The 24,424-nt window shown below is 63.7% G+C and carries 24 protein-coding genes; 11 read left to right on the top strand and 13 right to left on the bottom strand.

Annotated elements, in window-relative coordinates; translation table 11 throughout:
* Nucleotides 1-590: 590 nt before the first annotated feature.
* From IB279_RS11650 to napE, 6 genes are read right to left on the bottom strand one after another with little or no spacing between them, the layout of a single operon-like run.
* Nucleotides 591-1,289 (bottom strand): NapC/NirT family cytochrome c, encoded by a 699-nt coding sequence (locus tag IB279_RS11650; RefSeq protein ID WP_034793141.1) that lies wholly within the window; start codon nucleotides 1,287-1,289, stop codon nucleotides 591-593.
* A gap of 4 nt (nucleotides 1,290-1,293) precedes the next feature.
* Nucleotides 1,294-1,749 (bottom strand): nitrate reductase cytochrome c-type subunit, encoded by a 456-nt coding sequence (locus IB279_RS11655; protein WP_089043553.1) that lies wholly within the window; start codon nucleotides 1,747-1,749, stop codon nucleotides 1,294-1,296.
* 44 nt (nucleotides 1,750-1,793) lie between these two features.
* Nucleotides 1,794-4,301 carry a periplasmic nitrate reductase subunit alpha gene (gene napA / locus IB279_RS11660; protein WP_060603598.1) on the bottom strand — a complete coding sequence of 836 codons (2,508 nt, stop codon included), beginning with the start codon at nucleotides 4,299-4,301 and terminating at the stop codon, nucleotides 1,794-1,796.
* Complete coding sequence (locus IB279_RS11665; protein ID WP_034793133.1) at nucleotides 4,298-4,582, bottom strand: chaperone NapD; 285 nt, start codon at nucleotides 4,580-4,582, stop codon at nucleotides 4,298-4,300. Before IB279_RS11665 ends, napA begins: the two co-directional genes overlap by 4 nt.
* Entirely contained in the window at nucleotides 4,575-5,075 is a 501-nt protein-coding gene (gene napF / locus IB279_RS11670; protein ID WP_112771002.1) for a ferredoxin-type protein NapF, read from the bottom strand. The genes IB279_RS11665 and napF overlap by 8 nt, the downstream gene beginning before the upstream one ends.
* A gap of 9 nt (nucleotides 5,076-5,084) precedes the next feature.
* A complete protein-coding gene (gene napE / locus IB279_RS11675; RefSeq protein ID WP_034793129.1) occupies nucleotides 5,085-5,273 on the bottom strand; it encodes a periplasmic nitrate reductase, NapE protein in 189 nt (62 codons plus the stop codon).
* Between the two features lie 389 nt (nucleotides 5,274-5,662).
* On the opposite strand from napE, the gene IB279_RS11680 reads away from it, so the two are divergent.
* Together IB279_RS11680 and IB279_RS11685 are read left to right on the top strand one after the other, a co-directional pair.
* On the top strand, nucleotides 5,663-6,037 hold the full coding sequence (locus IB279_RS11680; RefSeq protein ID WP_112771003.1) for a DUF4180 domain-containing protein: 375 nt from the start codon (nucleotides 5,663-5,665) through the stop codon (nucleotides 6,035-6,037).
* A 50-nt stretch (nucleotides 6,038-6,087) separates the two neighbouring features.
* The gene (locus IB279_RS11685; RefSeq protein WP_112771004.1) at nucleotides 6,088-6,669 is read left to right on the top strand and encodes a GNAT family N-acetyltransferase; all 582 of its coding nucleotides are present in this window, start codon (nucleotides 6,088-6,090) and stop codon (nucleotides 6,667-6,669) included.
* Between the two features lie 36 nt (nucleotides 6,670-6,705).
* On the opposite strand, the gene IB279_RS11690 is transcribed toward IB279_RS11685, so the two are convergent.
* Nucleotides 6,706-8,154 (bottom strand): MFS transporter, encoded by a 1,449-nt coding sequence (locus tag IB279_RS11690; RefSeq protein WP_112771005.1) that lies wholly within the window; start codon nucleotides 8,152-8,154, stop codon nucleotides 6,706-6,708.
* Between the two features lie 285 nt (nucleotides 8,155-8,439).
* Between IB279_RS11690 and IB279_RS11695 the strand changes: the two genes are divergently transcribed.
* Nucleotides 8,440-9,330, top strand: coding sequence for a LysR family transcriptional regulator (locus IB279_RS11695; protein ID WP_112771194.1), 891 nt, complete (start codon nucleotides 8,440-8,442; stop codon nucleotides 9,328-9,330).
* Between the two features lie 156 nt (nucleotides 9,331-9,486).
* Entirely contained in the window at nucleotides 9,487-9,855 is a 369-nt protein-coding gene (locus IB279_RS11700) for a VOC family protein (protein WP_089043548.1), read from the top strand.
* A 120-nt stretch (nucleotides 9,856-9,975) separates the two neighbouring features.
* On the opposite strand, the gene IB279_RS11705 is transcribed toward IB279_RS11700, so the two are convergent.
* The 3 genes from IB279_RS11705 to IB279_RS11715 form a co-directional block, all read right to left on the bottom strand.
* On the bottom strand, nucleotides 9,976-10,224 hold the full coding sequence (locus IB279_RS11705; protein WP_112771006.1) for a cytoplasmic protein: 249 nt from the start codon (nucleotides 10,222-10,224) through the stop codon (nucleotides 9,976-9,978).
* Between the two features lie 325 nt (nucleotides 10,225-10,549).
* Nucleotides 10,550-12,859: a rhodanese-like domain-containing protein gene (locus IB279_RS11710; RefSeq protein WP_112771007.1), complete on the bottom strand. Its 2,310-nt coding sequence runs from the start codon at nucleotides 12,857-12,859 to the stop codon at nucleotides 10,550-10,552.
* Nucleotides 12,860-12,983: 124 nt separating this feature from the next.
* On the bottom strand, nucleotides 12,984-14,720 hold the full coding sequence (locus IB279_RS11715) for an adenylate/guanylate cyclase domain-containing protein (protein WP_060516063.1): 1,737 nt from the start codon (nucleotides 14,718-14,720) through the stop codon (nucleotides 12,984-12,986).
* Between the two features lie 246 nt (nucleotides 14,721-14,966).
* On the opposite strand from IB279_RS11715, the gene IB279_RS11720 reads away from it, so the two are divergent.
* Nucleotides 14,967-15,890, top strand: coding sequence for a bifunctional helix-turn-helix transcriptional regulator/GNAT family N-acetyltransferase (locus IB279_RS11720; protein ID WP_112771008.1), 924 nt, complete (start codon nucleotides 14,967-14,969; stop codon nucleotides 15,888-15,890).
* A gap of 250 nt (nucleotides 15,891-16,140) precedes the next feature.
* On the top strand, nucleotides 16,141-16,497 hold the full coding sequence (locus IB279_RS11725; protein ID WP_090294177.1) for a response regulator: 357 nt from the start codon (nucleotides 16,141-16,143) through the stop codon (nucleotides 16,495-16,497).
* 120 nt (nucleotides 16,498-16,617) lie between these two features.
* On the opposite strand, the gene IB279_RS11730 is transcribed toward IB279_RS11725, so the two are convergent.
* The 3 genes from IB279_RS11730 to IB279_RS11740 form a co-directional block, all read right to left on the bottom strand.
* Entirely contained in the window at nucleotides 16,618-17,226 is a 609-nt protein-coding gene (locus tag IB279_RS11730; protein WP_112771009.1) for a histidine phosphatase family protein, read from the bottom strand.
* Between the two features lie 652 nt (nucleotides 17,227-17,878).
* Nucleotides 17,879-18,574, bottom strand: coding sequence for an SOS response-associated peptidase (locus IB279_RS11735; protein ID WP_089043543.1), 696 nt, complete (start codon nucleotides 18,572-18,574; stop codon nucleotides 17,879-17,881).
* Between the two features lie 92 nt (nucleotides 18,575-18,666).
* Nucleotides 18,667-20,070: a DUF1254 domain-containing protein gene (locus IB279_RS11740; protein WP_112771010.1), complete on the bottom strand. Its 1,404-nt coding sequence runs from the start codon at nucleotides 20,068-20,070 to the stop codon at nucleotides 18,667-18,669.
* Nucleotides 20,071-20,358: 288 nt separating this feature from the next.
* Between IB279_RS11740 and IB279_RS11745 the strand changes: the two genes are divergently transcribed.
* The 5 genes from IB279_RS11745 to IB279_RS11765 all read left to right on the top strand — a co-directional run bounded on the left by IB279_RS11745 (nucleotide 20,359) and on the right by IB279_RS11765 (nucleotide 24,355).
* Nucleotides 20,359-20,934 carry a TetR/AcrR family transcriptional regulator gene (locus tag IB279_RS11745; protein WP_060516055.1) on the top strand — a complete coding sequence of 192 codons (576 nt, stop codon included), beginning with the start codon at nucleotides 20,359-20,361 and terminating at the stop codon, nucleotides 20,932-20,934.
* On the top strand, nucleotides 20,931-21,896 hold the full coding sequence (locus tag IB279_RS11750; protein ID WP_112771011.1) for a DMT family transporter: 966 nt from the start codon (nucleotides 20,931-20,933) through the stop codon (nucleotides 21,894-21,896). Before IB279_RS11745 ends, IB279_RS11750 begins: the two co-directional genes overlap by 4 nt.
* Nucleotides 21,897-21,912: 16 nt before the next feature.
* Nucleotides 21,913-22,854 carry a DMT family transporter gene (locus IB279_RS11755; protein ID WP_112771012.1) on the top strand — a complete coding sequence of 314 codons (942 nt, stop codon included), beginning with the start codon at nucleotides 21,913-21,915 and terminating at the stop codon, nucleotides 22,852-22,854.
* Nucleotides 22,855-22,932: 78 nt separating this feature from the next.
* Nucleotides 22,933-23,664, top strand: coding sequence for a hypothetical protein (locus tag IB279_RS11760; RefSeq protein WP_112771013.1), 732 nt, complete (start codon nucleotides 22,933-22,935; stop codon nucleotides 23,662-23,664).
* A 256-nt stretch (nucleotides 23,665-23,920) separates the two neighbouring features.
* Nucleotides 23,921-24,355, top strand: coding sequence for an Rrf2 family transcriptional regulator (locus IB279_RS11765; protein WP_113506301.1), 435 nt, complete (start codon nucleotides 23,921-23,923; stop codon nucleotides 24,353-24,355).
* Nucleotides 24,356-24,424 lie beyond the last annotated feature (69 nt).

Raw genomic sequence — 24,424 nt, forward strand, 5'->3', positions numbered from 1 at the left:
TTCTCCTCTGTCACGCCAGTCCCGGTCCTCGTGACCTCTGGGGGTGCCGGCGTGGTGAAACCCAAATAGTGAGAGCAGGCTGCGGGCGAAAGACCCGCGCGGATTTTTTTCCTATCCCGCTCCGGTGGAGGAAGCCAGATTGCCTCCCTGCCTAAATGACGAACGGGAAATGGCGGCGCCGACAACGGTGTCGAATTTTTTCCGAAAAAAGGATTGGCGGGGGGAAATGAAGAGAGAAAAGCGCTGTTCGACAAGACCATCGCCGCAGATCCGAATGTGGGCCGTTGGCTCAAGAACCCCCAAGCCACTCCCCTCATCTGGCGGCTTGGCACGAGGCCGGCCCCCACCCACCCTCATCTCTGTGCTCGTCACAGAGATCCAGCAGCCGTGCGTCGGCACGGCGGGAAGTACGGTCTTGGCACGACGCCTCTTGGGAACCAGGTCCCTCGCGCCGCCGACGCGACGCGGCTGAATTCCTGTGACAAGCACAGGAATGAAGGACGCACTGCCCAAGAACCGTAAAAAAGAGGGCCACACCGCACCGGCATGGCCCTGGAGAATTCAATTCGGCTCAGGCGGGCCGGCGCGTCTTACTGCGCCTGCATATGCAGATCCGCCATCGCTTGCCTCAGATCGTCGATCGGCGTCTGATTGGCCATCTTCTTGCCCTCCAGTTCCGGCGGCATCTTCCAGCCTGGATCGATGCCTTCCATGTTGGGCAGCTCGTGGGCGATGCCCTTATGGCAATCGATGCAGGTGGCCTTGCCCGAGAGCAGATAGCGGGTGTGGATCTCGGCCGCCCGCTGCGTCTGCTTCTGCAGGTCCATGGCGACGGAGGAATGGCAGTTGCGGCATTCCAGGCTGTCATTGGCCTTCATGCGCGCCCATTCGTGCTGCGCCAGTTCCAGCCGCTTCTCGAGGAACTTCGGCCTGGTATTGATCGTGCCGAAGATCTTGCCCCAGACTTCCTTCGAAGCCTGCATCTTGCGGGCGATCTTGTCGGTCCATTCATGCGGCACGTGGCAGTCCGGGCAACTGGCGCGCACGCCCGAGCGGTTGGAGAAGTGGATGGTGCGCGTCAGCTCCTGATAGACGTTGTCGTGCATCTCATGGCACGAGGTGCAGAACTTTTCGGTGTTGGTGAGTTCCAGCGCCGTGTTGAATGCACCCCAGAACATGACGCCGCCGATGAAGCCGCCGAGCGTGAGGAAGCCAAGGCCGAGCGTGCCGGCCGGCGTCTTCATGATGCCCCAGGCCCAAAGGATGATTTTCCTGATCCATGCGATCATGTCGTCACTCGCTTCCGGCCGGCTTGAAGCCCAGTTCGCTCATGTCCTTGAAATTGCTCGGCACCAGCGGGCTGGTATCGGCCTGCGGCACGTGGCAGGCGGTGCAGAAGTAACGCCGGGGCGAAACGTCGGCGATCATCTGCCCGTCGCGCGTCATGTAATGGGTGACGCTGATCATCGGCGCGCCCGAATCCTGGGTGAACTCGCGCTTGTGACAGGACAGGCACCGGTTGGCATTGACCGAAAGCTCATAGCCCTCGATCGAATGCGGAATGACCGGCGGCTGATCGGGATAGGCGCGCATCTTGCGCTTGTCGTCGACCACCCATTTCGGCAGCGGTGCCGCCGCCTCCGTTGCCATCTGCGGCGTCGGCCCTTCGAGCTGCGGCACCAGTTTTTCCGCCACTTGGGCGACGGCCGCCGTCGTGACGAACATCAGAAGGCCAGCCGCAAGGGCCATCCATGCGGGCCGTTTGGCAACGGCCCGAACCAGCCGTGACCACCCTAGAGGGTGACGGGAAGAATCTTGACCGCGCATTTTTTGAAATCCGTCTGTTTGGAGATGGGATCGGTGGCGTCGAGCGTAACCTTGTTGATCAGCTGGCTGGCATCGAACCAGGGAACGAAGACGACGCCGGGCGGCATGCGGTTGCGGCCGCGGATGTCGACGCGCGAGCGGATCTCGCCGCGGCGCGAGACGATGCGCACTTCCATGCCCTGGTTGATGCCGCGCTTGCGGGCATCCTCCGCGTTCATGAAGACGCGCGCGCCCGGAAACGCCTTGTAGAGTTCCGGCACCCGCATGGTCATCGAGCCCGAATGCCAGTGTTCCAGCACGCGGCCGGTCACCAGCCAGGTATCGTATTCGTCGTCGGGGGATTCGGCCGGCGGCTCGTAGGGCACCGCAAGGATGATCGCCTTGCCGTCCTTGTTGCCATAGAACTTCACGCCCTCGCCCGGCTTCACATAGGGGTCGAAGCCCTCGCGGTAGCGCCAGCGCGTCTCCTGGCCGTTGACCACAGGCCAGCGCAGCCCGCGCACCTCGTGATAGGTGTCATAGGGCGCCAGATCATGACCATGGCCGCGTCCGAAAGTGGCATATTCCTCGAACAGCCCCTTCTGGATGTAGAAGCCGAAATCCTTGGCTTCGTTGTTGTCGTATTCGGCGCTGACATCGGTCAGCGGGAAACGATCGACTTCGCCGTTCTTGAACAGAACCTCGAACAGCGTCTTGCCGCGATATTCGGGGCTAGCGTCGAGGATTTCCTTCGGCCACACCTCGTCGGTGGTGAAGCGCTTGGAAAACTCCACCATCTGCCAGAGGTCCGAGCGCGCTTCGCCGCCCGCTTGCACCAGCTGGTGCCAGACATGGGTGCGCCGCTCGGCATTGCCGTAGGCCCCTTCCTTCTCCACCCACATGGCGGCGGGCAGGATCAGGTCGGCGCTCATCGCCGTGATTGTCGGATAGGCATCGGAAACGACGATGAAATTGTCCGGGTTGCGATAGCCCTGCCAGGTCTCGTTGGCGGTGTTCGGCCCCGCCTGGACGTTGTTGTTGACCTGCACCCAGTAGAAATTGAGCTTGCCGTCCTTCAGCATCCGGTCCTGCTGCACGGCGTGGTAGCCGGGCTTTTCCGGAATGATACCGTGCGGAATGCGCCAGATTTCTTCAGCGTGCTTGCGGTGCTCGGGATTGGTCACCACCATGTCAGCAGGCAGGCGATGGGCGAAGGTGCCGACCTCGCGCGCCGTGCCGCAGGCAGACGGCTGCCCGGTCAGCGAGAACGGGCTGTTGCCGGGCTCGGAGATCTTTCCGGTCAGAAGATGCAGATTGTAGACCATCTGGTTGGCCCACACACCGCGCACATGCTGGTTGAAGCCCATGGTCCAGAGCGACATGACCTTGCGGCTCGGGTCGGCATAAAGCTCGGCCAGCTGCTCCAGGAACTCCGGATCGACGCCGGTCATCTCGGCGGTCTTCTTCAGCGTATATTCGGAAACGAACTCCTTGAACGCCTCGAAATCCATCGGCTCGGTCTTGCCGGGGTCCTTGGAGTTGGCGGCATTCACCTCGACCGGGTTGTCGGGCCGGAGACCATAGCCAATGTCGGTGACCCCGCGAGCAAACTTCGTGTGCTTGTTGACGAAGTCCTCGTTGACCTTGCCGGTCGTGATGATGTGGTTGGCGATGTAGTTGAGGATGACGAGGTCGGTGCCTGGCTTGAAGACGATCGGGATATCGGCCAGGTCCATGCTGCGATGGGTGAAGGTCGAAAGTACCGCGACGCGCACATGCGGCTGGCCGAGACGCCGGTCGGCGACTCGGGTCCAGAGGATCGGGTGCATCTCCGCCATGTTCGAGCCCCAGAGCACGAAGGCATCGGCGTTCTCGAAGTCGTCGTAGCAGCCCATCGGCTCGTCCATGCCGAAGGTGCGCATGAAGGCGACGGCGGCGGACGCCATGCAGTGGCGGGCATTGGGATCGAGATTGTTGGAGCGGAAACCCGCCCGCATCAGCTTGGTCGCCGCATACCCCTCGAAGATCGTCCATTGACCGGAGCCGAACATGCCGACGGCCGTCGGGCCTTTCTCCTTCAGCACCTTCTTTGCCTGCTCGGCCATCACGTTGAAGGCTTCGTCCCAGCTGACGGGCTCGAACTCGCCGTCCTTGGCGTAAGTGCCGCCGCGCTTCCTCAAGAGCGGCGTCGTCAGGCGGTCCTTGCCGTACATGATCTTGGAAAGGAAATAGCCCTTGATGCAGTTGAGACCGCGGTTGACCTCGGCCTGCATGTCGCCGTGGGTGGCGACAACCTGGCCTTCCTTCACGCCCACCATCACGCCGCAGCCCGTGCCGCAGAAGCGACACGGCGCCTTGGACCACTTGATTTCCAGCGCGTTGACGCCGCCCGGCACCGGCTGTGCGGCGGCAGGCAGCGCAATGCCGGCCGTGGCGGCGGCGATGCCGGCCGCATGGGCCTTCAGAATGTCACGCCGCGTCAGTTCTCCGCTCATGGCTCCTGCCCTTCCTCTTCCATTTCCACATGCTCGAAAACCATGTTGGCCGAGATCACCCCGTCGAGCAGCGAGATCTGTGTCAGCCGTTCGCCGAGCGCGCCCGTGCTTCTGCCTTCGATGACGACGACGATCTTGCCGCCGCCATGGCCATGGATTTCGACGTTTTCCATTCCCGCGAGCGTCGCCAGGATCGCTTCGGTGCTCTGCGGCATCGTGGCGACCACGGCGCTCGAAATGTGATAGGGCGTACCCGCCTTTGCCGCTGCGGCCTCAGACATGCGCCACCTCCACTTCCAATGCCTTCACTGCAATCGCACTCACCGGGCAGCCACTGAGGCAGGCGCCGCAGCCGGTGCATCGGTCTTCGTTGATCTCAGGCAGAAACGGCCCGCCGATACGCGGGCGAAAACGGATCGCCTGCTCCGGGCAGCTTTCACCGCAGGACTGGCAGGCAATGTATCGGCGCGCGAGACAGGTATCGGTGACCGCGGCGACATGCGGGAAACGGCGCACGGCCTTCTCGGTGAATACCGGCTCGGGACAGGCTTCCTCGCACGCACCACAGAAGGTGCATTCGCCGCCCGAAAAGTCGACGAAGGGAAGACCGTCAGAAAGACGGATTATGCTGGTGGGACATCGCTCCGCACAGGCGCCGCAACCGGTGCAGGCGGCAAGGCTGAGCTCCGAAACGCCCGGCAGGCGAATGCGGACGGGCTTTGCGGCAGCGCGGCCGGTAAAGAGTTCACGGCGTGAGAGAGGTTCGACCTTCATGGCTCGACCTCAATGCCCGGGCGGGCCCGGCGGGCCGAAAATGATCTGCAGCATCCAGACAAGGAAACCATAGCCGCCGACGATACCAACGGCGACGATCGGCCAGATGCCGAAGGCGAGCACGAAGAAGGTAATCAGCTCCGCGCGTCGCGAGCGCGGCGGCTTTTCGATCGGCTGTGCCTGAACGACTTCCGGCATTCCTGCGTCCCCCAACACAATCCAAGGTAAGATGCGCCACCGGAAATAAAAATCAATCCCGTGACCGGCCGATGACAGCTTTTCACCGTGCCTCAGAGTAAATGCCGAACAGAAGGGGTCATTGATCTGTGTCAAATTGACAGAAAACTGGTACCGGAATTCCCGAGAAATTCTCACGCGTCGTTCCGGCATAACTTGCGGACGCCAATCAGTTTTTGCGAATATCGATATATTTCCAGAAATACATCGACTTATGCCCGCTCGGCCGAACCGGCCGGACATGCGGATACGGGACCAATCCTGCCGGCGGCGAGTGCAACCTGCCCCGACGGCAGAACCCGAGGCAACAGCCCTTGCAACCCTGGGCTTTGCAGCCTACTTCTTGGCGCATGACACAGCTGATCGAAATCGGAACCGCGCGCGTGCTGCGATGCGCTGTCGATGGCCCTCTGCTTGCGGCACCGGGCGACGCCAATGATTTTCTTGGCGACGGCTGGGCGCATGAGGCCAACTTGCTGGCAGTCCCGGTCGAACGGCTGGGTCCCCATTTCCTCGATCTTTCGACCCGCGTCGCCGGCGAGGTGTTCCAGAAATTCGTCAACTACCGCATGCGACTCGCCATCGTCGGCGATATCAGCACCAGGCTCGAAGCCAGCAAGGCGCTGACCGATTTCGTGCGCGAAACGAACAAGGGTGATTCGATCTGGTTCGTGCCGGATTTCGAAACGCTTCGCGCCCGGCTCGAGCGTTTGCCGACCGCCTGAACGCGGTAGTGTCTGACGATCAGTGCGGATCGATGGGGAAACCTCTGACAATGCGCCCATCCGCGGCGAACACTGGAAATCGCCCTGCGGTCACGCTGACGACCGATCGACTCGCGCTGCGCCCGACAACGCCCGCCGATGCGCAGCGCGCCTTTGAGATCCAGTCGGATTGGGACGTCACGCGGATGCTACGCATGGCGCAGTTTCCACCCGATCCCGACGACATGACCGGCTGGTTCGGTGTGCACCGGCAGGAATGGATCGCCGGCACGGCCTTTCGATTTGCCATCGAGCGCAAAGGCCACATGATCGGCCTGGTCGATCTCGACGAGATCGACGGCGAAGAAGGCGAACTCGGCTACTGGCTGGAGAAGCCAAGCTGGGGCCAGGGCTACGCCTTCGAGGCGGCGCAGGCAGTGGTGTCCTTCGCCTTCGAGCAGCTCGGGCTCGCGAGGCTGAAAACAGGCCACGCGGCCGACAATCCGGCATCCGGCAAGGTGCTGCTCAAGCTCGGCTTTCGCCCTGAGAAAACCATGCGGAAGGCCTCCCGCTCGAGGGGCGAAGAGATCCTCCACCAGAGCTACAGCCTCGCGTCAGAGGCATGGCGCAATCGGTCGGGTGCCGATCGCTGAGCGGCGCCGCGTCGGCCCCGCCCGCCTCTTGCGGGATCAACGCTCTCCCGCTGGCTCCGCGGCGACGGCCCGTTGTGCGCGCCTGAACGCCCTGTCCGCAACGGCGATCGCCAGCGCGGTCACGGTCAACAGCCCAGCCACCGCAAAGGTCACCTGCATGCCCCTGGCGACCAAGGCTGGCGCCGCCCCGGCCATGTCGCTTGCCGCCACGGCTGAGGCAAAGACCGCGCCCATGACCGATGCGCCGGTGACGAGGCCGAGATTGCGCGAAAGGTTGAGCAGGCCGGAAACGACGCCGCGCCGGTCCGCGCTCACCTCCGCCATGACCGCCGTGTTGTTGGCAGCCTGGAACAGCTGGTAGCCGGGCGTCAAAAGCGCGATCGCCGCGACATAACCGGCAACGCCAAAAAGCCCCGGCAGCAGCACAAGCGCCGCGCAGCCCGCAACCATCGCGGCAAGACCGATCGTGACTACGAAGCCCGCGCCCAGCCGATCGACGATACGGCCGGCGACCACGCCACCGAAGGCCGAGATGACGGGACCGACCGACAGGACGAGCCCGACCATCGCCGCATCGAGCCCCAGCCCGCGCGACAGATAAAACGGCCCGACCACCAGCGTCGCCATCATCACGGTCGAGACCAGCGCATTGGTCGAAAGCCCGCGGCTGAAAACCGGATCACGCAACATCGCCGGCCGGATCAGCGGCGAGGCTACCTTGGTCTCGACCCGCAGGAACAGTGCAGAACCCACAACGGCGGCCGAAAGCAGCGCGACATTGAGCGCGCCGAAACTGCCGCGGCCCACCGTCATCGCCAATGCATAGGCGCCCAGCGAAAGCGCAAGCAGCAAGGTGCCGGCGACATCGAAGCGTGGGCGTTCCCTGCCCTCATACCCCTTGTCCGCCGGCAGATACCGATGGGCGAGCACGAGCGCCAGAAGCCCCAACGGCACATTGACGAGAAAGATCGCCCGCCAACCGGGCCCGGCAATCAGCGCGCCGCCGAGCGACGGCCCGAGCGCTGTGCCGATGGCCGACATGGTGCCGAGCAAGCCCATGGCGCTGCCGGTCTTCTCCGTCGCCACCGTCTCGCCGACAAACGCCATGGTCAGCGCCATCATGATCGCAGCCCCGATGCCCTGCATCGCTCGCGCCGCGACGAGCAGCGGGAAAGCGGGCGTCAGGCCGCAAAGCACCGAGGCTGCAATAAAGAGCGCGATGCCGGCAAGCAGAAGCCGCTGCCGGCCGACGATATCGCCAAGCCGCCCGACGCTGACGATCAGCGTGGTGATGGCAAGCAGATAGGCAAGCACCACCCATTGCACCGCCTGGAACGAGACACCAAAAGCGTCCGCCAGCGCCGGAAGCGCCACATTGGCGCTGCTGGTGCCAAGCGAGGAGAGCAGCATCGACAGCGACAGGCTGGTGAGCACGCAGCGAACCGAGGCGGTGGCGGGAGCGTTTGCAGTCTTCGTCGCGCTCATCGACCACCTCCCGCGCGCGAGGTTTCGCACCGATCTTTTGCAGCACGGGAAATCGCGGGGAAACAAGGCGATGGCGCGCTTTCATGAATCAAAATATGCGGCAACGACTTCCGATCAGACAGGGAAATCGGGGCGGGCATCTGTGGGCATGGGATCATCGGAAAACCCTCCAAGGTCGGTTCTCCGAAAAATTAGACCTCGGCTTCATGTGGCGGAAGACGCAGCATTTGCACTTCATTCGTGCGTTTGACGCCACATCATGAGCCAACTGTGTTATGGATGGGCATGACCAGACCGGATCTCAACCTGCTCGTGACCCTCGACGTGCTGCTTGCGGAAGGCAGCGTCGCCCGCGCCGCCAGGCGCCTGCGGCTCAGCCCCTCGGCCATGAGCCGGGCGCTGGCAAGGCTGCGCGAGGCGACCGCCGATCCGCTGCTGGTGCGCGCCGGCCGCGGCCTCGTTCCGACGCCGAGGGCGCTGGAACTGCGCGATCGCATCGGCCCCATCGTCGAAGCGGCCGAAGCCTGCCTTCGCCCGGCCGAGAGCCTGGACCTGAAGACGCTTTCCCGCACCTTCACGCTCAGGAACCGCGAGGGTTTCGTCGAGAATTTCGGCGCCGCGCTGATTGCCCGTGTGGCAAGCGAAGCACCTGGTGTACGCCTGCGCTTCGTGCAGAAGCTCGACCGGGAAAGCAGCCCGCTTCGCGAAGGAACCGTCGATCTCGAAACTGCCGTTGTCGGCGACATGACGGGCCCGGAGCTTCGCGCCCAGGCCCTCTTCCACGACCGTTTCGTCGCCGTGGTCCGCCCGGGCCATCCGCTGACATCAGGCGAAGTGACGCCCGCCCGCTACGCCGAAGGCCACCACATCCATGTCTCGCGCCGCGGCAACGACGTCGGCCCGATCGACACTGCCCTCCAGGCCCTCGGCCTTAGCCGCAAGATCACCGCTTCCGTAGGCAGCTTCTCCGAGGCCCTGGCGCTTGTCCGTGCCACCGACCTCGTCGCCAGCGTGCCTGAGCGCTACACCGGAAGCTTGCGCGAAAACCTCGTCACCTTCCCTTTGCCCGTCGCCCTGCCCGAAATCACCATCTCGTTGCTCTGGCACCCCCGCCTCGACACCGACCCGGCGCACCGCTGGTTGCGGGCCTGCGTGCGGGAGGTCTGCACCGTGTGACGCGCCGCGCGGCAAGAGGCTAGGCCCCGAGCGCATACCGATGCGCCCCCTAGGACCTACGGTTGCCTGCAACAGGCCATCGGGGTATCAGCCCAATCCCGGCCGCAAATGCGCCGCCTCGCCAGCGCACGTCAAACCCGCACACAGGAGAACGCGATGTTCGACCACGTCAAATTCGGTGTCCGCGACTATGCGGCAAGCCTCGACTTCTACCTGAAGACGCTCGAACCGCTCGGCGTTTCGGTGGTCGATCATGGCGCGCATGGCGTGGAGATGAGCACGGACGGCAAGTCGTCGCTGTGCCTCTACCAGACCGAGGAAACGCCGGCGCATCTTCACCTCGCCTTCATGGCCACGACCCGTGAGCAGGTCGACGCCTTCTACAGCGCAGCCCTTGCGGCCGGCGGCAGGGACAACGGCGCGCCGGGCCTGCGCCCGCGCTACCACGCCAACTACTACGCCGCCTTCGTTTTCGATCCGGATGGCCACAACATCGAGGCTGTCTGCCACGAGCCTGAGGCCTGATCCGACCAAGATCGCGGCAAGGAGCCGCCATCGATGCCCGGCAAGCGAGCTGGGCCTTGATGGCGACAGGCTGAAGTCTACGTCGCGTTGCGCCCCGCTTCAGGGCGGACGGCGCGACGCTCAAAACCAATAGCGTCTCATCCGCGCCAGGAATTCGACCGTCGTCACGGGAAAGCCTGAGCCACTGCCGATGACGGAATCGATGCCGCAACGAGGACAGATCGCCGTTGTGTCATCGTCGATCCATTCGTTTATCTCGGCCGCCGGAAAGATCTCGCAACAATAGAAGCATCCGCAGGGCGGGCTCGCTTCGATTTCCGCTCGATGGTTCGCGCTATGCTTGTGCGCCTGAATGATTGTCTCGTCCATACCGCAATCATTGGCGCGCGCATAACCGGTTGTCCAGTGACCGCTGCACACAACGCACGGGCGTGTAGGCCGCCTTGGTGACCTTTGGCAGCGAATGACGTGACGGCGCAGCCAACGCCTGGCGGAATGACAGAGGCGCTTCGAGCTACGTCCTCTTGAGGTTAAGCTGCCCCGCAGCGATCTTTAAATTGCTGCCTGTCTTTGTCCTAAAGTCGAGCGCGATTTGAGGAGACGGGCAGTGGGCTTCGATCGAACGGGGACCGGACAGGCACTGTCGGCTGATGGACGCAACGGTGCTCAAGGCGCCCGAGGGTTCGGCCGCTTGCTACTTGCCGACCTCGATCACGAGCGGGTAGCCCTCGTCATCCCACTCCAGAAATCCGCCGGCGAAATAGTAGACGCGGGTGTAGCCCCAGGCGATCGCCTTGGCGGACGCATAGGCGGCATGGGTGCAGTTTCGGCCCTGACAATAGAAGGCGACCTCGTCTGCCTTTCCCACCACCTTGGCGAGGCTTTCCTTCGATAGCGCGGTCAGCAGCGACAGATTGACGGCCTTGGGGAGATGGCCAATGTCATAGGTGAGCGGCGCCCGCACATCGATGAAGGTGACGCCGCGCGCAAGCAGCGCTTTCACTTCCGCAACGTCGACCTTTATCGTTCGCTCGACGCTGAGCTCGCCCTTCGTCAGCGTCATGAACTTGGCATAGTCGTCGAAGGCAAGGTCCGTGCCGGCCCCTTCCGGCAATCCGGCCTTGCGAAGTCCCTCCTGCAGCCGCGCGATATAGGGTCTGTGGTAGCTGAAGGCGCTGCCATACCAGTCATAGGCGCTTTCCTGGACGGTGAGCGGATCTCCCAGCGAGGACGCCGCCAGCTTGTTGTACTGGTCGACCAGCCTCTGAATGTCGCTCGTGCGGCCGAGATGTCCGTAGCTCGAAGTCAGCGTGGCGTAATCCCCCAAGAGTTCGGAGCTTTTCTCGAGCACCCGCTCGTAAGTGGCGGCGGCCTCGTCGTACTTGCCTTGAGAAAACAGCGAGACGGCGAGCATGCGCAGCGTTGCCCGCGTCGGGTGAGGATCGAACCGCATCGCCAGGCGCGCCTCCTGTTCCGCCTCCGTCGCGCGTCCTGTCGCGTTGAGGATCCGCGCCATGCCGACATGGTTGTCGGGATCGTTGGGCGCAAGCGTCATCGCTCGGTCGATGGCGGCGAAGGCTTCGTCGTAACGCCCCTGCTGCGCAAGCACCTGCGCCGAGACGGCATAGGCAAGCGGCGTCGGCCTCTCCATCGCCTTTGCGAGATTTCTGGCGAGGTTCCTGGACGCGGCCTCCCTGCGGGAATAATCCCAGGACAGGATGCTCGCCCGCCAGTTTGCCGCCGCCAGCGACGCGTAGGCGCGGCTATAGTGCGGGTCGAGCACGATCGCCTTCTGGAAAAATGCGGAAGCTGCGACCGTTTCCGCTTCGCTGTCGCGGCGAAGATGCTCCCAGCCGCGCAACAGGGTATCGTAGGCCTTCGGGTTCGTCGTTTCCGGCACCGCCGCCACGTTCTTTTCGGCACTCGTCAGCTTCACGGAGAGCGTCGAGACGATCTGTCCGATCACCTTGTCCTGCAGCCCGAACACGCCGCTCATTTCCCCATCATAGCGCTCGGCCCACAGGTGGTGCCCGTCGATCGCGTCGATCAATTGGGCATTGACCCGAACCTGGTTTCCCTCCCGACGGACGCTGCCCTCAAGGATATAGTGGACGCCCAGTTCCGCCCCCACCTGCTGCGCCTTGGTGGGTTTGCCCTTGTAGGCAAAGGTCGAGTTGCGCGCGATGACGAAGATGCCCGACAGTTTCGACAGTTCGGTGATCAGGTCGTCGGTCATGCCGTCGGCGAAGTAGCTTTGCGCTGAATCGGAGCTGAGATTTTCGAAAGGCAGCACCGCGATCGAGGGCGTCTGCGGCAGCGGCAAGGCGCTCCGCGCAACGGACGCGGGCTCGACGCTCTCGCGCCTCTGCACCAGCCACGTCGCGGCAAGGCCGGTCGCAACGATCACGGCCAGCGCAGCCGCAACGGGCCAGCCGCGAAGGGTCTCGAAGGTGAAGCGCCGACTTTTGAGATCTCCGTCGAACTGCACCCGGTAGACGCGGACGGGCCGCTGGATGTTCTTCACGTGATGCTCGCCAATGAACTCCAGCGGCAGTTCGAACTTGCCCTGCAGGTGGTCGAAGGCGGTGCCGGAGACGAACAGGCCCCCTGGCTCGCACATCTGCTCGAGGCGGGCTGCGACGTTGACGCCGTCGCCGAGCAGATCATCCCCCTCGACGACGACATCGCCGAGGTTGATGCCCATGCGCAGCAGCAGCCGATGCTCGCGCGGGATATCCGCCTGGCGCGCCGCAACCCTGTTTTGCGACGCGACCGCACAGGCGACGGCATCGACGACGGAGCCGAATTCGACGATCGCACCGTCGCCCATCAGTTTGACGATGCGGCCGTGGTAGTCCTGCATGAGGGGATCGAAGATGTCGCAACGCCACGCCTTGATGGCTGCGAGCGTACGGGCCTCGTCGGCCTCCATCAGCCGCGAGTAGCCGACAACGTCGACGGCAAGAATGGCCACCAGCCGCCGTTCTGCGCGAACTGCTTCCATAGCCACCTCTCCCGACGGTGCAGCAGGCTCCGCAATTGCGTTGTCAGGGGCGGAAACGCATCCTCCTCGCCTCCGGATCCGTGCTTGCGTCCACGCGCGGGCCTTGAGCGCGCGGGCCCGCTTTTCACCCCGCCCCCGCCTTCACCAGCCCCTCGCGCAGATGCTGCAGGTCCTCCTCCTGCGCATAGTGCATGGTCGCCAGAAAGGTCTCGATCTCGAAGCTCGGCGCCAGCGCCTTGACCTTGCCGATATGCGCGCCCGCCGCAATCGCATCACCGCGCCAGCCGTGGCAGGCGGCGACGAAGGCGTGCTGGGTCTCGTCCATCGAGGTCAGGTGCATGAAGGCCTCGATCGCCTCGCCATATCGGCGCGCGGCGAAATGCGCCTTGCCGAGGTGGCTCCAGAAGCGTTCCGGGTGGTGCGGGTTGAGGCGCATCGCCTTCAGGATCCATTCCGCTCCCTCCTCCGGCCGGCCGAGCCAGGTCAAGAGTTCGCCCTGCTGCACCACGACGAGGTCGTAATTGGGGTTGAGGAACAGCGCCCGCTCCTGGTGATAGCGCGCGGTCGTCAGTTCGTTGGTGTTGACGTTGACGGCGGCAAGGATGCGATGCACGTCGGCGTCGTTGTCGTCGAGCGCAAGCGCCCGTTCGAGCTCGGCATTGACCTCGGCCCAGGTCGCCTCCTTGTCGGCACACCAGCCGTAGACCCAGGATTGCCCGAGGATGCAGGCGCGCCAGGCATGGGCGTGGGCATAGCCGGGATCGAGCGAAACGGCACGGTCGATCAACGCCTGCGCCTGCCTGTTGTCGTCGGCACTGCTGCGGTGATGCAGCACCTTGGCGGCAAGCGCACATTCATAGGCGGCCATGTTGGCCGGCTTGGTGCGCGAAAGCTGGTCGCGCTGGGCGGCCTCCAGCCGACCGGGCACGGTCGCGGCGATCGCCGCCGTCACCTCGTCCTGAATGGCGAAGATGTCATCGAGCTGCCGGTCGTATTTGTCGGCCCAGATGTGTGCGTCGTTGACCGCGTCGATCAACTGGACGGTGACGCGCACCCGCTCGCCGATCTTGCGCACGCTGCCTTCCACCAGATATTGCGCCCCGAGGCTGGCGGCCACCTCGCGCACGTTGACCGACTGGTTCTTGTAGACGAAGGAGGAGTTGCGCGAGATGACGAAGAGCTCATGCCTTCGCGAAAGCTCGGTGATGATGTCCTCGGTCAGCCCGTCGGCGAAGAACTCCTGGTCGGGATCGCCGCTCATATTGTCGAAGGGCAAGACGACGATCGTCGGTTTGCAGACGCCCTTTTTCGCTTCGCTCCCCCCCGTCGAGGCCGGAAGGTCCAGACCCTCGAGACCGACGCGGTAGAGGCGCACCGGCCGGCTGATGTTCTTCAGCGTCTTCTCTCCGAGATCTTCGATCGGCAATTCCAGCCGGTCAGCCACTTGTGTCGCCACCGCCGCCGTCACGCAGATGCCACCGACCTCGGCCAGCTGCTCGGCGCGCGCGGCGATGTTGACGCCGTCGCCGAAGATGTCGTCGTCCTCGAAGATGATGTCGCCGAGATTGATGCCGATGCGGAATTCGATCCGCCGGTCCTCCGGTACATCGGAGTTCCGCCTCTTCATGCGCTGCTGGATCTCGACCGCGCATTTGACCGCATCGGTCACGCTCTGGAATTCCACCAGCAGCCCGTCGCCGGTGGTCTTGATCAGCCGCCCCTTGTTCTTGGCGATCGCGGGATCGATGAGCTCGATGCGGTGGGTGCGGAGCCGCGCAAGCGTGCCCGCTTCGTCGGCCTCCATCAGCCTGGAGTAGCCGGCCATATCGGCCGCCAGCACTGCGGCTAATCTCTGCTCCATGGGCTTGCCAAACACGTTGAAAAGCGGCCCGTTCCGGATTTCCGGACCTAAGAGATATCCGATCCGATATTATCGCAGCCTGAAACGATCTCCTACCTAAATTAGCAAATGCAAAAACCAAAAGGGGGCGCACATGCGCCGGCGCTCGGCAGCGGGCGGTCCCGCAGGCCTTGGCGCATTCCTGCTTGACAATACTTGCCTTAGGCAACTAATTATCTGATCAAGGCAAACTCATGAAGGCATCCCATGTCTCCGCAGCAAATCGATGACCGCGCCCAGACGGTGCGGCGCTTCAACCGCTTTTACACCCGACTGATGGGCCTGCTGCACGAGCATCTGCTCGCCAGCGCCTTCTCGCTGACCGAAGTCCGCATTCTCTATGAGTTGGCGCATCGCTCCGGTCTGACGGCGAGCGACCTCTGCCGCGAACTCGGCCTCGATGCGGGATATCTCAGCCGCGTCATTACCGGCTTCGAGAAGAAGGGGCTGATCGAAAAGACCCGTTCGCCGGCCGACGGCCGGGTCACGCAACTCGAGCTGACGGACGCGGGGCGCGCGATCTTCCAGCCCCTGGAGGATGCGTCACAGCGCGAAGTCGTCGCCATGCTGGAAAAGCTTTCGGTGCCGGAACAGAAGCAGCTGGTGGGCGCCATGGGCGAGATCGAAAGCCTGCTTGCCGAGGAGCGCACGCCGGGCTTCATCCTGCGCGATCCGCAGCCGGGCGACATGGGCTGGGTGATCCACCGGCAGGGCGCGCTCTATGCGCAGGAATATGGCTGGACCACCGCGTTCGAAGCGCTGGTCGCCGAGATCGTCGTCAAATACATGCACGACTACGATCCGAAGTCGGATCGCTGCTGGATCGCCGAAAAAGACGGCAAGGTCGTCGGCTCGGTATTTCTCGTCCGCCACGATGAAACGACGGCGAAGCTGCGCCTGCTCTATGTCGAGCCCAGCGCCCGGGGCCTCGGCATCGGCCGTCGGCTGGTCGAGGAATGCATGCGCCACGCCCGCCTTCTGGGCTACCACCGCATGATCCTGTGGACCAATGCCGGCCTCGACGCCGCCCGCCACATCTATGAGAAGGCCGGCTTCGCGCTGATCGAGGAAGAACAACACCACAGCTTCGGCAAGGATCTCACCGGCCAGATTTTCGCGCGGGATCTGTAGGAACGGCAGGCACGCCATCCGCTGGAAGATCGAGAAGGCCTTTAAGGGGCGTCTTCCGCTGGCCTCGCAGGAAAGCGGCGGTCCGTCGGTCACGCCCCCCGACGACGTCGGGTTTCGGCACCAGGCTTATCGAAATTCTCCGTGAGAAGCGAATTGGGCGCGCGCGTGGAACTGAACTATGCACCAAAGGGTTTGGCAGTAGAGATCGATACGCCCCTGTCACCGGTCTCCAAAGACAGAGACTGGTTTTATGTCCAAGTCCGTGCTTCTCGTCGAGGATGAGTTCCTGATCGCCATGGACCTCGAGCTGCTGCTGGAAAGGCACGGCTGGCATGTCTTGGGACCCGCCGCGACGGTAAAGCAGGCCCTGCAGCTCTTGCGAAGCGCCGAGCCGGCGGTGGCCATTCTGGACGTTACCCTGAAAGACGGCACCGTGACGCCGGTGGCGGAGGCGCTGCGGGCGCAGAGCGTGCCCTTCGTGCTTGCCAGCGCCTATGAAAAGCCGGAGCAGGTCGGCGGAGAGGTTCTGGCGGGGGCAGTCAATGTCGGCAAGCCGGCGGATACGCGGGCGTTGCTGAGCGCTCTGGAGCAGGTGATGCAAACGTGATGCCTGCGCAGTCCGCGCCTGCCTTTGGCCGATAGCCCTCCAACCGCGAAGAAACGTCGATCCACCGCGGCGGCCACTGGAAAGGCCCGGGAGCCGACACGAGGTGCCGCGCTGGTGTTTTCACTCGGTTGCGGACGCCAGTTGCCGGCCGGTCGATACGCCGGTGACGAGGCTGAACGCCCCATCGCCGAGACGATAAAATCCATCCTGCGGCACCGGCAGCTCCAGCATTTCCCGCCTGGAGAGGCCGGCATAGACGCCGCGCAGCAACCGGCCGAACAGCCCATGGGAAATCGCGACCGTCGGCCGCCGGATATCCGCAAGCCAGCTTTCCGCCCGCGCACAGGCGGCATCGAAACTCTCCCCATCCGGCGAACGGAAATACCAGTCGAAGACATCGGAACCATCGAGTTTGCCCGGACACTCCATGTCGATCTCGAACTTGGTCATGCCATCCCAGCAGCCGACCGAAACCTCCATCAACCGCGCATCCTCGCGGCTCGCAAGCGGCAGCACCCGCTGCACCCTTTCGGCGGTTTCGCGGGTCCGTCCGAGCGGGCTGACATGCATCTCGAACGACGGCACCTCATCACCAATCTCGGCGCGAAGGAGGTTGGCGACAGCATCTGCCTGCTCGACGCCAAGCCTCGTCAGCGGCGAATCCAGCTGCCCCTGGAACCGACCGAGCGTGTTCCAGACGGTTTCGCCATGGCGGAGAAGATAGATCAAGAGCTGGCCTTTCCATGAGCCTGTGGCTGGCGCAGGCAGCTAGATCAGGTCGCCAAGACAATGTCGAGCACTGAGCTTGCGCTCCCGTCAGGCGATACGACGCTTTTCCAGGCCACCCCTCTCGCACAACACAAAGGATCGTGTTCAGTTTCAGCCGCAATCAAGGAAGGCATCGATGTCGCAACGGTACATATGGACGTTAGCTGCTCACATTGGGCGCAAGCTCCAGCGTGCCTCTTCCGGCGTCCGCTGAGCCGGAAATGGCGGCGAACTGTGCGCTTCTCCGCCATGAAGACGTCGCGGGTATCGCTGCTACGGTCTATCGATATGAGCGACAGATCCAAAAGGACTATAATGTCCGTGTCGAAATGTGGATTTCCAAGGAAACCGGGTTGCCGCTAAAATCCCATTTCAGGGCGCTGCCTCTCGATAACATCTCTGAGCGCCGTCTGACCTACACCTACGGCGATGACGTAAAGGCACCGATTTGAGACGGCAAAGCTGCAGCGGGAGGATCGTGAAGGTTGCCAAAACAATCGTTCACGATATCGCCTTTATCATCATCGCGTACATCGTGTTTCAGGTGGTTATGGCACTTGCGATCGTGCCTTCATTGCTTTGGGCTCAATGGACGAAGTGAAGCGCTTCCCCTTCAATCCACCGGATCCAAGATATCCGGCGTATCGTTCTTCGGCGAGCCGACCTTGCTGCCGATCTTCCACATCGTCATGAGCTCAGGCGGAAACGGCTTCATCAGGTCAGGGGCTTCCGGCTCCGGCGAAAGCCAGCGCTCGTAATCGTCGGGATGCAGGATGACAGGCATGCGGTCGTGGATGTCGGCCATCATCGCGTTGGCGTCGGTGGTGACGATCGCAAACGTGCGGATATCCTCGTCGGTATCGGGGTTCCGCCAGCTCTCCCAGATGCCGGCAAGGCAGAACGGCTCGCCCGTTTTCATGGCGATTGCATAGGGCTGCTTGTCCTTGCCGGTGCCGTGAATGTCCTTCCATTCGAAGAAGCCGTCGATCGGCACCAGGCAGCGGCGGCGCTGATAGGACGAGCGGAACTTGCTGGCGATCGTGTCGGAACGCACGTTGACGAGCGGCCTGCCCGCTTTCGGGTCCTTGGTCCAGCTCGGGATCAGGCCCCAGCGGGCCGAGACGAAGACCGGACCGAAGAGATCGGGATCGCGGATCACGTCGCGGATGATGATCGGATAGGTGAGCGTCGGCGCTCCGTTATAGCGCGGAAACTGGTTGGCGATCGTCTCGACGCCGCCACGCTCGGCAAAGCCGAAGGCGCGCAGCAACCCCTCCAGATTGGTCTTCAGATAGACGCGTCCGCACATGGTGGCTCCTTCCGCCCGCGGCTGCATGCATAGCTATGGCTCCGCCGGAATGCGTCAACACCGTCACTTTGCAAGTACGGCATTTGCAAGCGCTACGGCATCTTCTCCACGTCGGGCAGCTTCCAGCTTTTCTCGAACAGCGGCTTCTCCGGGCCGTAGAGCCTGAAAAGCAGTTCGAACTTGCGGGCAGGGTCGACGGGCACGAAGTTCGCCTCCTTGCCCGCAGGCGCCTTGGCGCCGAAATAGACGTCGACCGAGCCGTCGGCATTTTTCTTCACCCCCTCGCCGATCGAGGCGACGCTCGCCTTGTCCATGTTGCGGATCAGCGCATGGGTCTCGCGGTCGTAGGCGGTCACCGACCAGTACTGCTCGACCGGCGCATCCTTCGGCACGACGAGGCGGTAGTTAGCGCCGCCGTCGAACGGATTGCCGTCCTTGTCCTTGTTGGCCATCAGGTAGAACTGCGCCGTGCCCAGCCGCTTGATGCCGGTGAAGCCGAGCGTATAGGTCACGCCTCGGGCATCGACCGGATAGAGACCGGGATCGGCATAGGCCTCCGAGGCGGCCTTCACCATGTCCGGCAGCCCGGCGGGGAACCAGCGGATGCCCTCGTTGATGACAGGAAAGCCGGCGTCATAGCGCGCCGAAAGCTCGGCTCTGGCTTCGGCCGCCGCCTTGTCGAGCAGCGCCTTGGTTTCGGCGCTTGGCTGGAAGGGCTTGCCCTTCTCGATGCCGAGCGTCTTCAGCTGGTCGATCATCGCCCGGTCGCGCTCGAGCCACGGCTCGGTCTGGACGACCCGGTTCAGATTGTCGAAGAAGCTGGCGTCGAAGCGGATGGTGCTGTCGAACAGCACGTCATAGGCGTCGGTAAAGACCGTTTCCGGCGGCTTGTCGGTCACCGGCATCGGGTAGATCTTGATCTTCTTGCCATAGGCGACCGACTTTTCGATATCGGCGTCGGCATGGCTCTTCAGGTTGGAACGCAGCAGCGCAAATCCGGTGAAGGTGTCCGAGCGAAGCGGAATGAAGCCCTCCGGCACCTCGCCCATGTAATCCGGCGGCAGGATCAGGTACTTGCCGCCCTTGCCCTCGTCGGCGCCATGCGGGCCGGCATCTTCGAGCGGCATCTGCCAGGCGTTGACGATGTTGCCGGCGATCGATCCGCCCTCGGCCGGTGGGATCTCGATGACGATGGGCCCGTCCTTCACGTTCCAGAAGGACATGAAATAGATCGAATCCGGGTTCGGCGTCAGCGTCTGGTTCTTCCAGTTGACCGGGCGAGACCAGTAGACGACTTCGTTGACCCTGGCCTTCGTCGTCGAAAGCATCGTCTGCAGCATCAGGTCGGCATTGACCGCCGGCATGCCCCAGATCACCGCCTCCGTCGCCCGGCGGGCGATCGCGCGGTCCCGGAGTTCGGCCGGCAACATATCCTGCGCCGCGACGTTCGTCGCGCCGGCCAGAAGCACCACGCCTGTGAGTATAAATCGCAGCATGCCGAATCTCCCTCATACGCCGCGGCCGGCGGCCTTGAAATCTCTCGACCGCCGCTGCCTCGCAAACTCCATTGCGGGCCACCAATGCGAAATTTAGTGCGAATGCATGCCGAGCAGTAGACCCGTTGCGTGCGACGCGCGGAAGTACGTTACGGTTACAGCCGCAAACACAAACGGCGGCGATCGGCCGGCGCATCACCGCATCCTCATCCCCTTCGAAAAACACCGCGTCACTTGACATCGGACCAAAATAGGTAGATCGGTCTACCTAATAGATTGGAGAAAGCGATGAGCGACAAGGCGCCGGCGCGCGAGCGGCTTTTGAAGGCGGCAGCCGAACTGTTCTACCGGGATGGGGTCGGTGCCACGGGCATCGATGCGATCACCGCGCATGCGGGCGTCGCCAAGATGAGCCTCTACAACAACTTCTCGTCCAAGACCGATCTGGTGAACGCCTATATCGAGGCGCGCCACCGGGAATGGCAGGAGCTTTACCGCGAGCGCCTGGCCCATGCGGCAACGCCGAGAGACCGTGTGCTGGCGATCTTCGACAGCTATGTCGACCACGCTGAAATGGCCTATTCCTGGGGCTTCCGCGGCTGCGGCCTCCTGAATGCCGCAGCCGAGCTTTCGGTCGGCGATCCCGCCCGCGACATCGTCGCCTCGCAGAAGGACGAGGTGGAAACGCTCTTCAAGCAATATCTCGCCGAGATGAAGCCCGACGCGGGTGCCGCCATCGACGAGACGGCGGAGCACCTCTCCTTCCTGCTCGAAGGCGCGATGTCGCGTGCCGGGCTCGACGGACATGACGCCCGGCTGAAGACCGCGCGCCGGATCGCCATCTCGATCATGGACCAGCTATGACCTCCCGAAATTCCGCTTCTCTCGTCGGCTTTGCCTGCGTGCTCACCGCCTCCGCGCTCTGGGGCACGACCGGCACCACCGCCACCTTTGCTTCAGGGGTCAGCCCGCTTGGCATCGGCGCCGTCGCCATGGGCCTCGGCGGCCTGCTCCTGGCGCTGACGGCGCTGCATTCGATCGTCAAAAGCAGGGCGAAGATCGCCGCGCAGTGGCCGATGCTGATCCTCGGCTCGCTCTCGGTCGCGATCTATCCGCTCGCCTTCTACTCTTCCATGCATCTCGCCGGCGTCGCCATCGGCACCGTCATCTCCATCGGCTCGGCGCCGCTCGCCGCTTCGCTGATCGAGCGCATCTTCGACGGTCAGAAGCTCACCACTCGCTGGTTGCTCGGTGCCGCCGCCGGCCTTGGCGGCGCCGTGCTTCTCACCTTTTCGGAAAGCCACGGCAGCGCCGGTGCTGCCGACGCGACGGCCGTCCTCTACGGCATCCTGCTCGGCCTCGTCTCCGGCCTGCTCTACGCGCTCTATTCCTGGGTGGCGCGGCGGCTGATGCAGGCGGGCATTCCGCCGCGTGCCGCCATGGGCTCGATCTTCGGTGTCGGCGGCACTCTGCTGTTGCCGGTGCTCGCCTTCACCGGCGCGCCGCTTTTAGCGTCGTGGACCAATGTCGCCGTCGGTATCTACATGGCGCTGGTGCCGGTGCTGGTCGCCTACGTGCTCTTCGCCTATGGCCTCGCCCGCGTGTCGGCCACCATGGCGACCACGCTGTCGCTGCTTGAACCGGTCATCGCCGCCGTGCTTGCCGTCGTCATCGTCGGCGAGCGCCTGTCGGCCGAGGGCTGGGCGGGCATCGGGCTGATCGTCGGCTCGCTCTTCATCCTTACCCTGCCGATGCCGGGCTGGCGCCGCCGCGCCGAACGCCCGCGATCCGCCGCCGCCATCGACGCGGCCCTCCCCAGCCGCTAGAGCCGGAACCCTTGATATGAGCGACGTCGCTGCGCTGCCTTCCCGCCAGCCAAACCGGATGTGGGCCGTCGTCATCCTGATCCTGCTTGAGGCCGCGCTGGTGATCTCCTGGAGCGCCGGCTTCGTCGGCATCCGCTTCGCCATCGATCACGCGCCGCTCTTCCTGATCCTCTTCTGGCGCAGCCTCGTCTCCGGTCTCATACTGCTGCCCTTCGCCCTGACGGTCGGGCCAAAGATCCGGTTGCAGGACGCCGTGCCGCAGATGCTCTTCGGCGCGCTTGCCATGTCCGGCTATCTCGCGGGCTTTGCGCTGGCGATCTCCTATGGCGTGCCCACTGGCCTCGTGGCGCTGATCACCGACATGCTGCCGCTTGCCGTCGCCATCCTCTCCTGGCCGGTCCTCGGCCAGGCCTTGACCGCCCGCCAATGGCTCGGCTCCTTCATCGGGCTGACCGGTGTCTTGATCGCCTCCGGCTGGTCGCTCGATATCGGCAACGTTCCGCTCTGGGCCTATGGCCTGCCGGTTCTCGGCACCCTGTCGCTGGCGCTGGCGACCCTGTTGCAGAAGCGCAGCCCGGCGGGCGCCATGCCTGTGCATCAAAGCCTCTCGATCCAGTGCCTGTCGGCGGCAGCGATCTTCGCGCTCTTTGCCTGGCATGAGGGCAGCGTTCTGCCAGTGCTCGATCCGGGCTTTATCGGCGGTATCCTCTGGCTGGTCTTCGTCGCCACCTTCGGCGCCTGGAGCCTCTATTATCTGGCGCTGAAAAAATCCTCGCCCGCCCGCGTCACCGCCATCCTCTATTTGAGCCCGCCCGTGACGATGATCTGGGCCTTTATCATGTTCGGCGAGCCCCTCTCCTGGGCCATGGCCGCCGGCCTCGCCGTCTCACTCGTCGGCATCGTCATTGTCGCACGAGCACAGCAGCCGGCCCGGGGGCAAAGTCCGGAGCACGTCTAGGAAAGCCATCCACTGACCGCTTGCATCTTGTGGTGGTGTCTGCGACAGCTTCGCCCAAACCACCGGGGGACAGCGGCCATGAGCTTTTCCGAAGTCAAACCACGTCACGTGCTCTGCCTGCTCGGCGGAGAACGCCCCTTCTCCGTGCTTTGCGAGATGATCCAGTCGGCGATCGAGAGTCTCGCGCCAGGCTTCGAGATCGACGACACCTTTTCCGAGGACGCCCCGGACGACCGAATGCCGATGTCCTTCGAGGTCTGCCGGGATCGCGTCAAGAAGGGTGCCTGGACCGAAGCCGACGAAGAGGCCGTCAGCGACCATCGCTCGGTCATCTATGTGCTCGGCCCGCCGATGACGGCAAACGATGCGGTCAAACATTCAGCCATCGCACTTCGGCTGGTCGCCCACACCCTCGATAACGGCATCGTCGCCGCCAAGGGCGAGAGCGCCGGCGTCGCCCACGGCGTTGAGAGGTGGAAAGAGCTTGCTCGCGACGCCGAAGGCCAAACAGGCGCTGCACTTGCCCGCCCCTGCCGCCTCGCCTTTGCCAAGCGGCCGATCGGCACCGACGAACATCTCTACAGCATCGGCTTCCATCTGATCGGGATACCCGAAGTCTACGCGCCGAAAACCCTCTCCGACGACGAACTGGCCCTGAGCGCGTTGATCGACACCGTTGCCGACAAGGTCTTCAGCGACGGCGTCGAGACGGTGCTTAAGCACCGCGGCGCTCAATTGCTGCCCGTCGATGCCTATGATGAGGACGAGTTCAAGTACAATCCCTACGGCGCCATCCATCTCGCGTCTTAATCAGGATGGCGGATGCCGCCGTCATTCCTGTGCTCGTCAGAGATCCGGCAGCGCCGCGTCTGCTGCGCGAAAGAGTCCTTTCAGCCCAAGGACTTGGGCTGGCTGGATTCCTGTGACGAGCACAGGAATGAGGACTGCGGAAATGGCTTGCCATACCGTATGACTTGCAATCGCAAGCCGGGCTCCAAATCCCACCTGCCCCACCGCCCGCCACGCCCTCTTGCATCACGCCTCGATTCGTAATAATTGAAGTTACATGAAAAAAGACAGCCGCCTTTCCTCCGTCCTGCACGCGCTCCTGCACATGGCCGAGCGCGGCGAGCCCTTGACCTCGGACGAGCTTGCCATGTGCATGCGCACCAATCCGGTGGTCGTACGCCGCACCATGGGTTTCCTGCGCGATGCCGGCATCGTTTCCTCCGCCCGCGGCCATGCGGGCGGCTGGGCGATCACCGCCGATCTCAAGACTGTGACGCTCAGGCAGTTGCACGAAACACTCGGCGAACCCGCGATCTTTGCCATCGGCAACCGGCAGGAAATGCCGGATTGCCTCGTCGAACAGGCGGTCAACGCCGCCCTCGATACCGCCTTTGCGGAGGCCGAGGCGCTGCTGCTCGACCGGTTCGCCCACGTGACCCTTGCCGACCTCGCCGAGGACTTTGCCCGGCGGCACCGGCTCCGATCGCACTGACAGCAGCCGATCGATCCGTCCTGACGTGATCGATCCCGACACATCCGACTACACCGGGACCGCATAAGC

Source organism: Ensifer sp. ENS06 (genome assembly GCF_014852205.1).
In the GTDB taxonomy this organism is placed as follows: domain Bacteria; phylum Pseudomonadota; class Alphaproteobacteria; order Rhizobiales; family Rhizobiaceae; genus Ensifer; species Ensifer adhaerens.

What these genes read in the sequence shown, in the direction of transcription:
- IB279_RS11650 (WP_034793141.1), bottom strand. Translation starts at nt 1,289, where the DNA reads ATGATCGCATGGATCAGGAAAATCATCCTTTGGGCCTGGGGCATCATG.
- IB279_RS11655 (WP_089043553.1), bottom strand. Translation starts at nt 1,749, where the DNA reads ATGGCCCTTGCGGCTGGCCTTCTGATGTTCGTCACGACGGCGGCCGTC.
- napA (WP_060603598.1), bottom strand. Translation starts at nt 4,301, where the DNA reads ATGAGCGGAGAACTGACGCGGCGTGACATTCTGAAGGCCCATGCGGCC.
- IB279_RS11665 (WP_034793133.1), bottom strand. Translation starts at nt 4,582, where the DNA reads ATGTCTGAGGCCGCAGCGGCAAAGGCGGGTACGCCCTATCACATTTCG.
- napF (WP_112771002.1), bottom strand. Translation starts at nt 5,075, where the DNA reads ATGAAGGTCGAACCTCTCTCACGCCGTGAACTCTTTACCGGCCGCGCT.
- napE (WP_034793129.1), bottom strand. Translation starts at nt 5,273, where the DNA reads ATGCCGGAAGTCGTTCAGGCACAGCCGATCGAAAAGCCGCCGCGCTCG.
- IB279_RS11680 (WP_112771003.1), top strand. Translation starts at nt 5,663, where the DNA reads ATGACACAGCTGATCGAAATCGGAACCGCGCGCGTGCTGCGATGCGCT.
- IB279_RS11685 (WP_112771004.1), top strand. Translation starts at nt 6,088, where the DNA reads ATGCGCCCATCCGCGGCGAACACTGGAAATCGCCCTGCGGTCACGCTG.
- IB279_RS11690 (WP_112771005.1), bottom strand. Translation starts at nt 8,154, where the DNA reads ATGAGCGCGACGAAGACTGCAAACGCTCCCGCCACCGCCTCGGTTCGC.
- IB279_RS11695 (WP_112771194.1), top strand. Translation starts at nt 8,440, where the DNA reads ATGACCAGACCGGATCTCAACCTGCTCGTGACCCTCGACGTGCTGCTT.
- IB279_RS11700 (WP_089043548.1), top strand. Translation starts at nt 9,487, where the DNA reads ATGTTCGACCACGTCAAATTCGGTGTCCGCGACTATGCGGCAAGCCTC.
- IB279_RS11705 (WP_112771006.1), bottom strand. Translation starts at nt 10,224, where the DNA reads ATGGACGAGACAATCATTCAGGCGCACAAGCATAGCGCGAACCATCGA.
- IB279_RS11710 (WP_112771007.1), bottom strand. Translation starts at nt 12,859, where the DNA reads ATGGAAGCAGTTCGCGCAGAACGGCGGCTGGTGGCCATTCTTGCCGTC.
- IB279_RS11715 (WP_060516063.1), bottom strand. Translation starts at nt 14,720, where the DNA reads ATGGAGCAGAGATTAGCCGCAGTGCTGGCGGCCGATATGGCCGGCTAC.
- IB279_RS11720 (WP_112771008.1), top strand. Translation starts at nt 14,967, where the DNA reads ATGTCTCCGCAGCAAATCGATGACCGCGCCCAGACGGTGCGGCGCTTC.
- IB279_RS11725 (WP_090294177.1), top strand. Translation starts at nt 16,141, where the DNA reads ATGTCCAAGTCCGTGCTTCTCGTCGAGGATGAGTTCCTGATCGCCATG.
- IB279_RS11735 (WP_089043543.1), bottom strand. Translation starts at nt 18,574, where the DNA reads ATGTGCGGACGCGTCTATCTGAAGACCAATCTGGAGGGGTTGCTGCGC.
- IB279_RS11740 (WP_112771010.1), bottom strand. Translation starts at nt 20,070, where the DNA reads ATGCTGCGATTTATACTCACAGGCGTGGTGCTTCTGGCCGGCGCGACG.
- IB279_RS11745 (WP_060516055.1), top strand. Translation starts at nt 20,359, where the DNA reads ATGAGCGACAAGGCGCCGGCGCGCGAGCGGCTTTTGAAGGCGGCAGCC.
- IB279_RS11750 (WP_112771011.1), top strand. Translation starts at nt 20,931, where the DNA reads ATGACCTCCCGAAATTCCGCTTCTCTCGTCGGCTTTGCCTGCGTGCTC.
- IB279_RS11755 (WP_112771012.1), top strand. Translation starts at nt 21,913, where the DNA reads ATGAGCGACGTCGCTGCGCTGCCTTCCCGCCAGCCAAACCGGATGTGG.
- IB279_RS11760 (WP_112771013.1), top strand. Translation starts at nt 22,933, where the DNA reads ATGAGCTTTTCCGAAGTCAAACCACGTCACGTGCTCTGCCTGCTCGGC.
- IB279_RS11765 (WP_113506301.1), top strand. Translation starts at nt 23,921, where the DNA reads ATGAAAAAAGACAGCCGCCTTTCCTCCGTCCTGCACGCGCTCCTGCAC.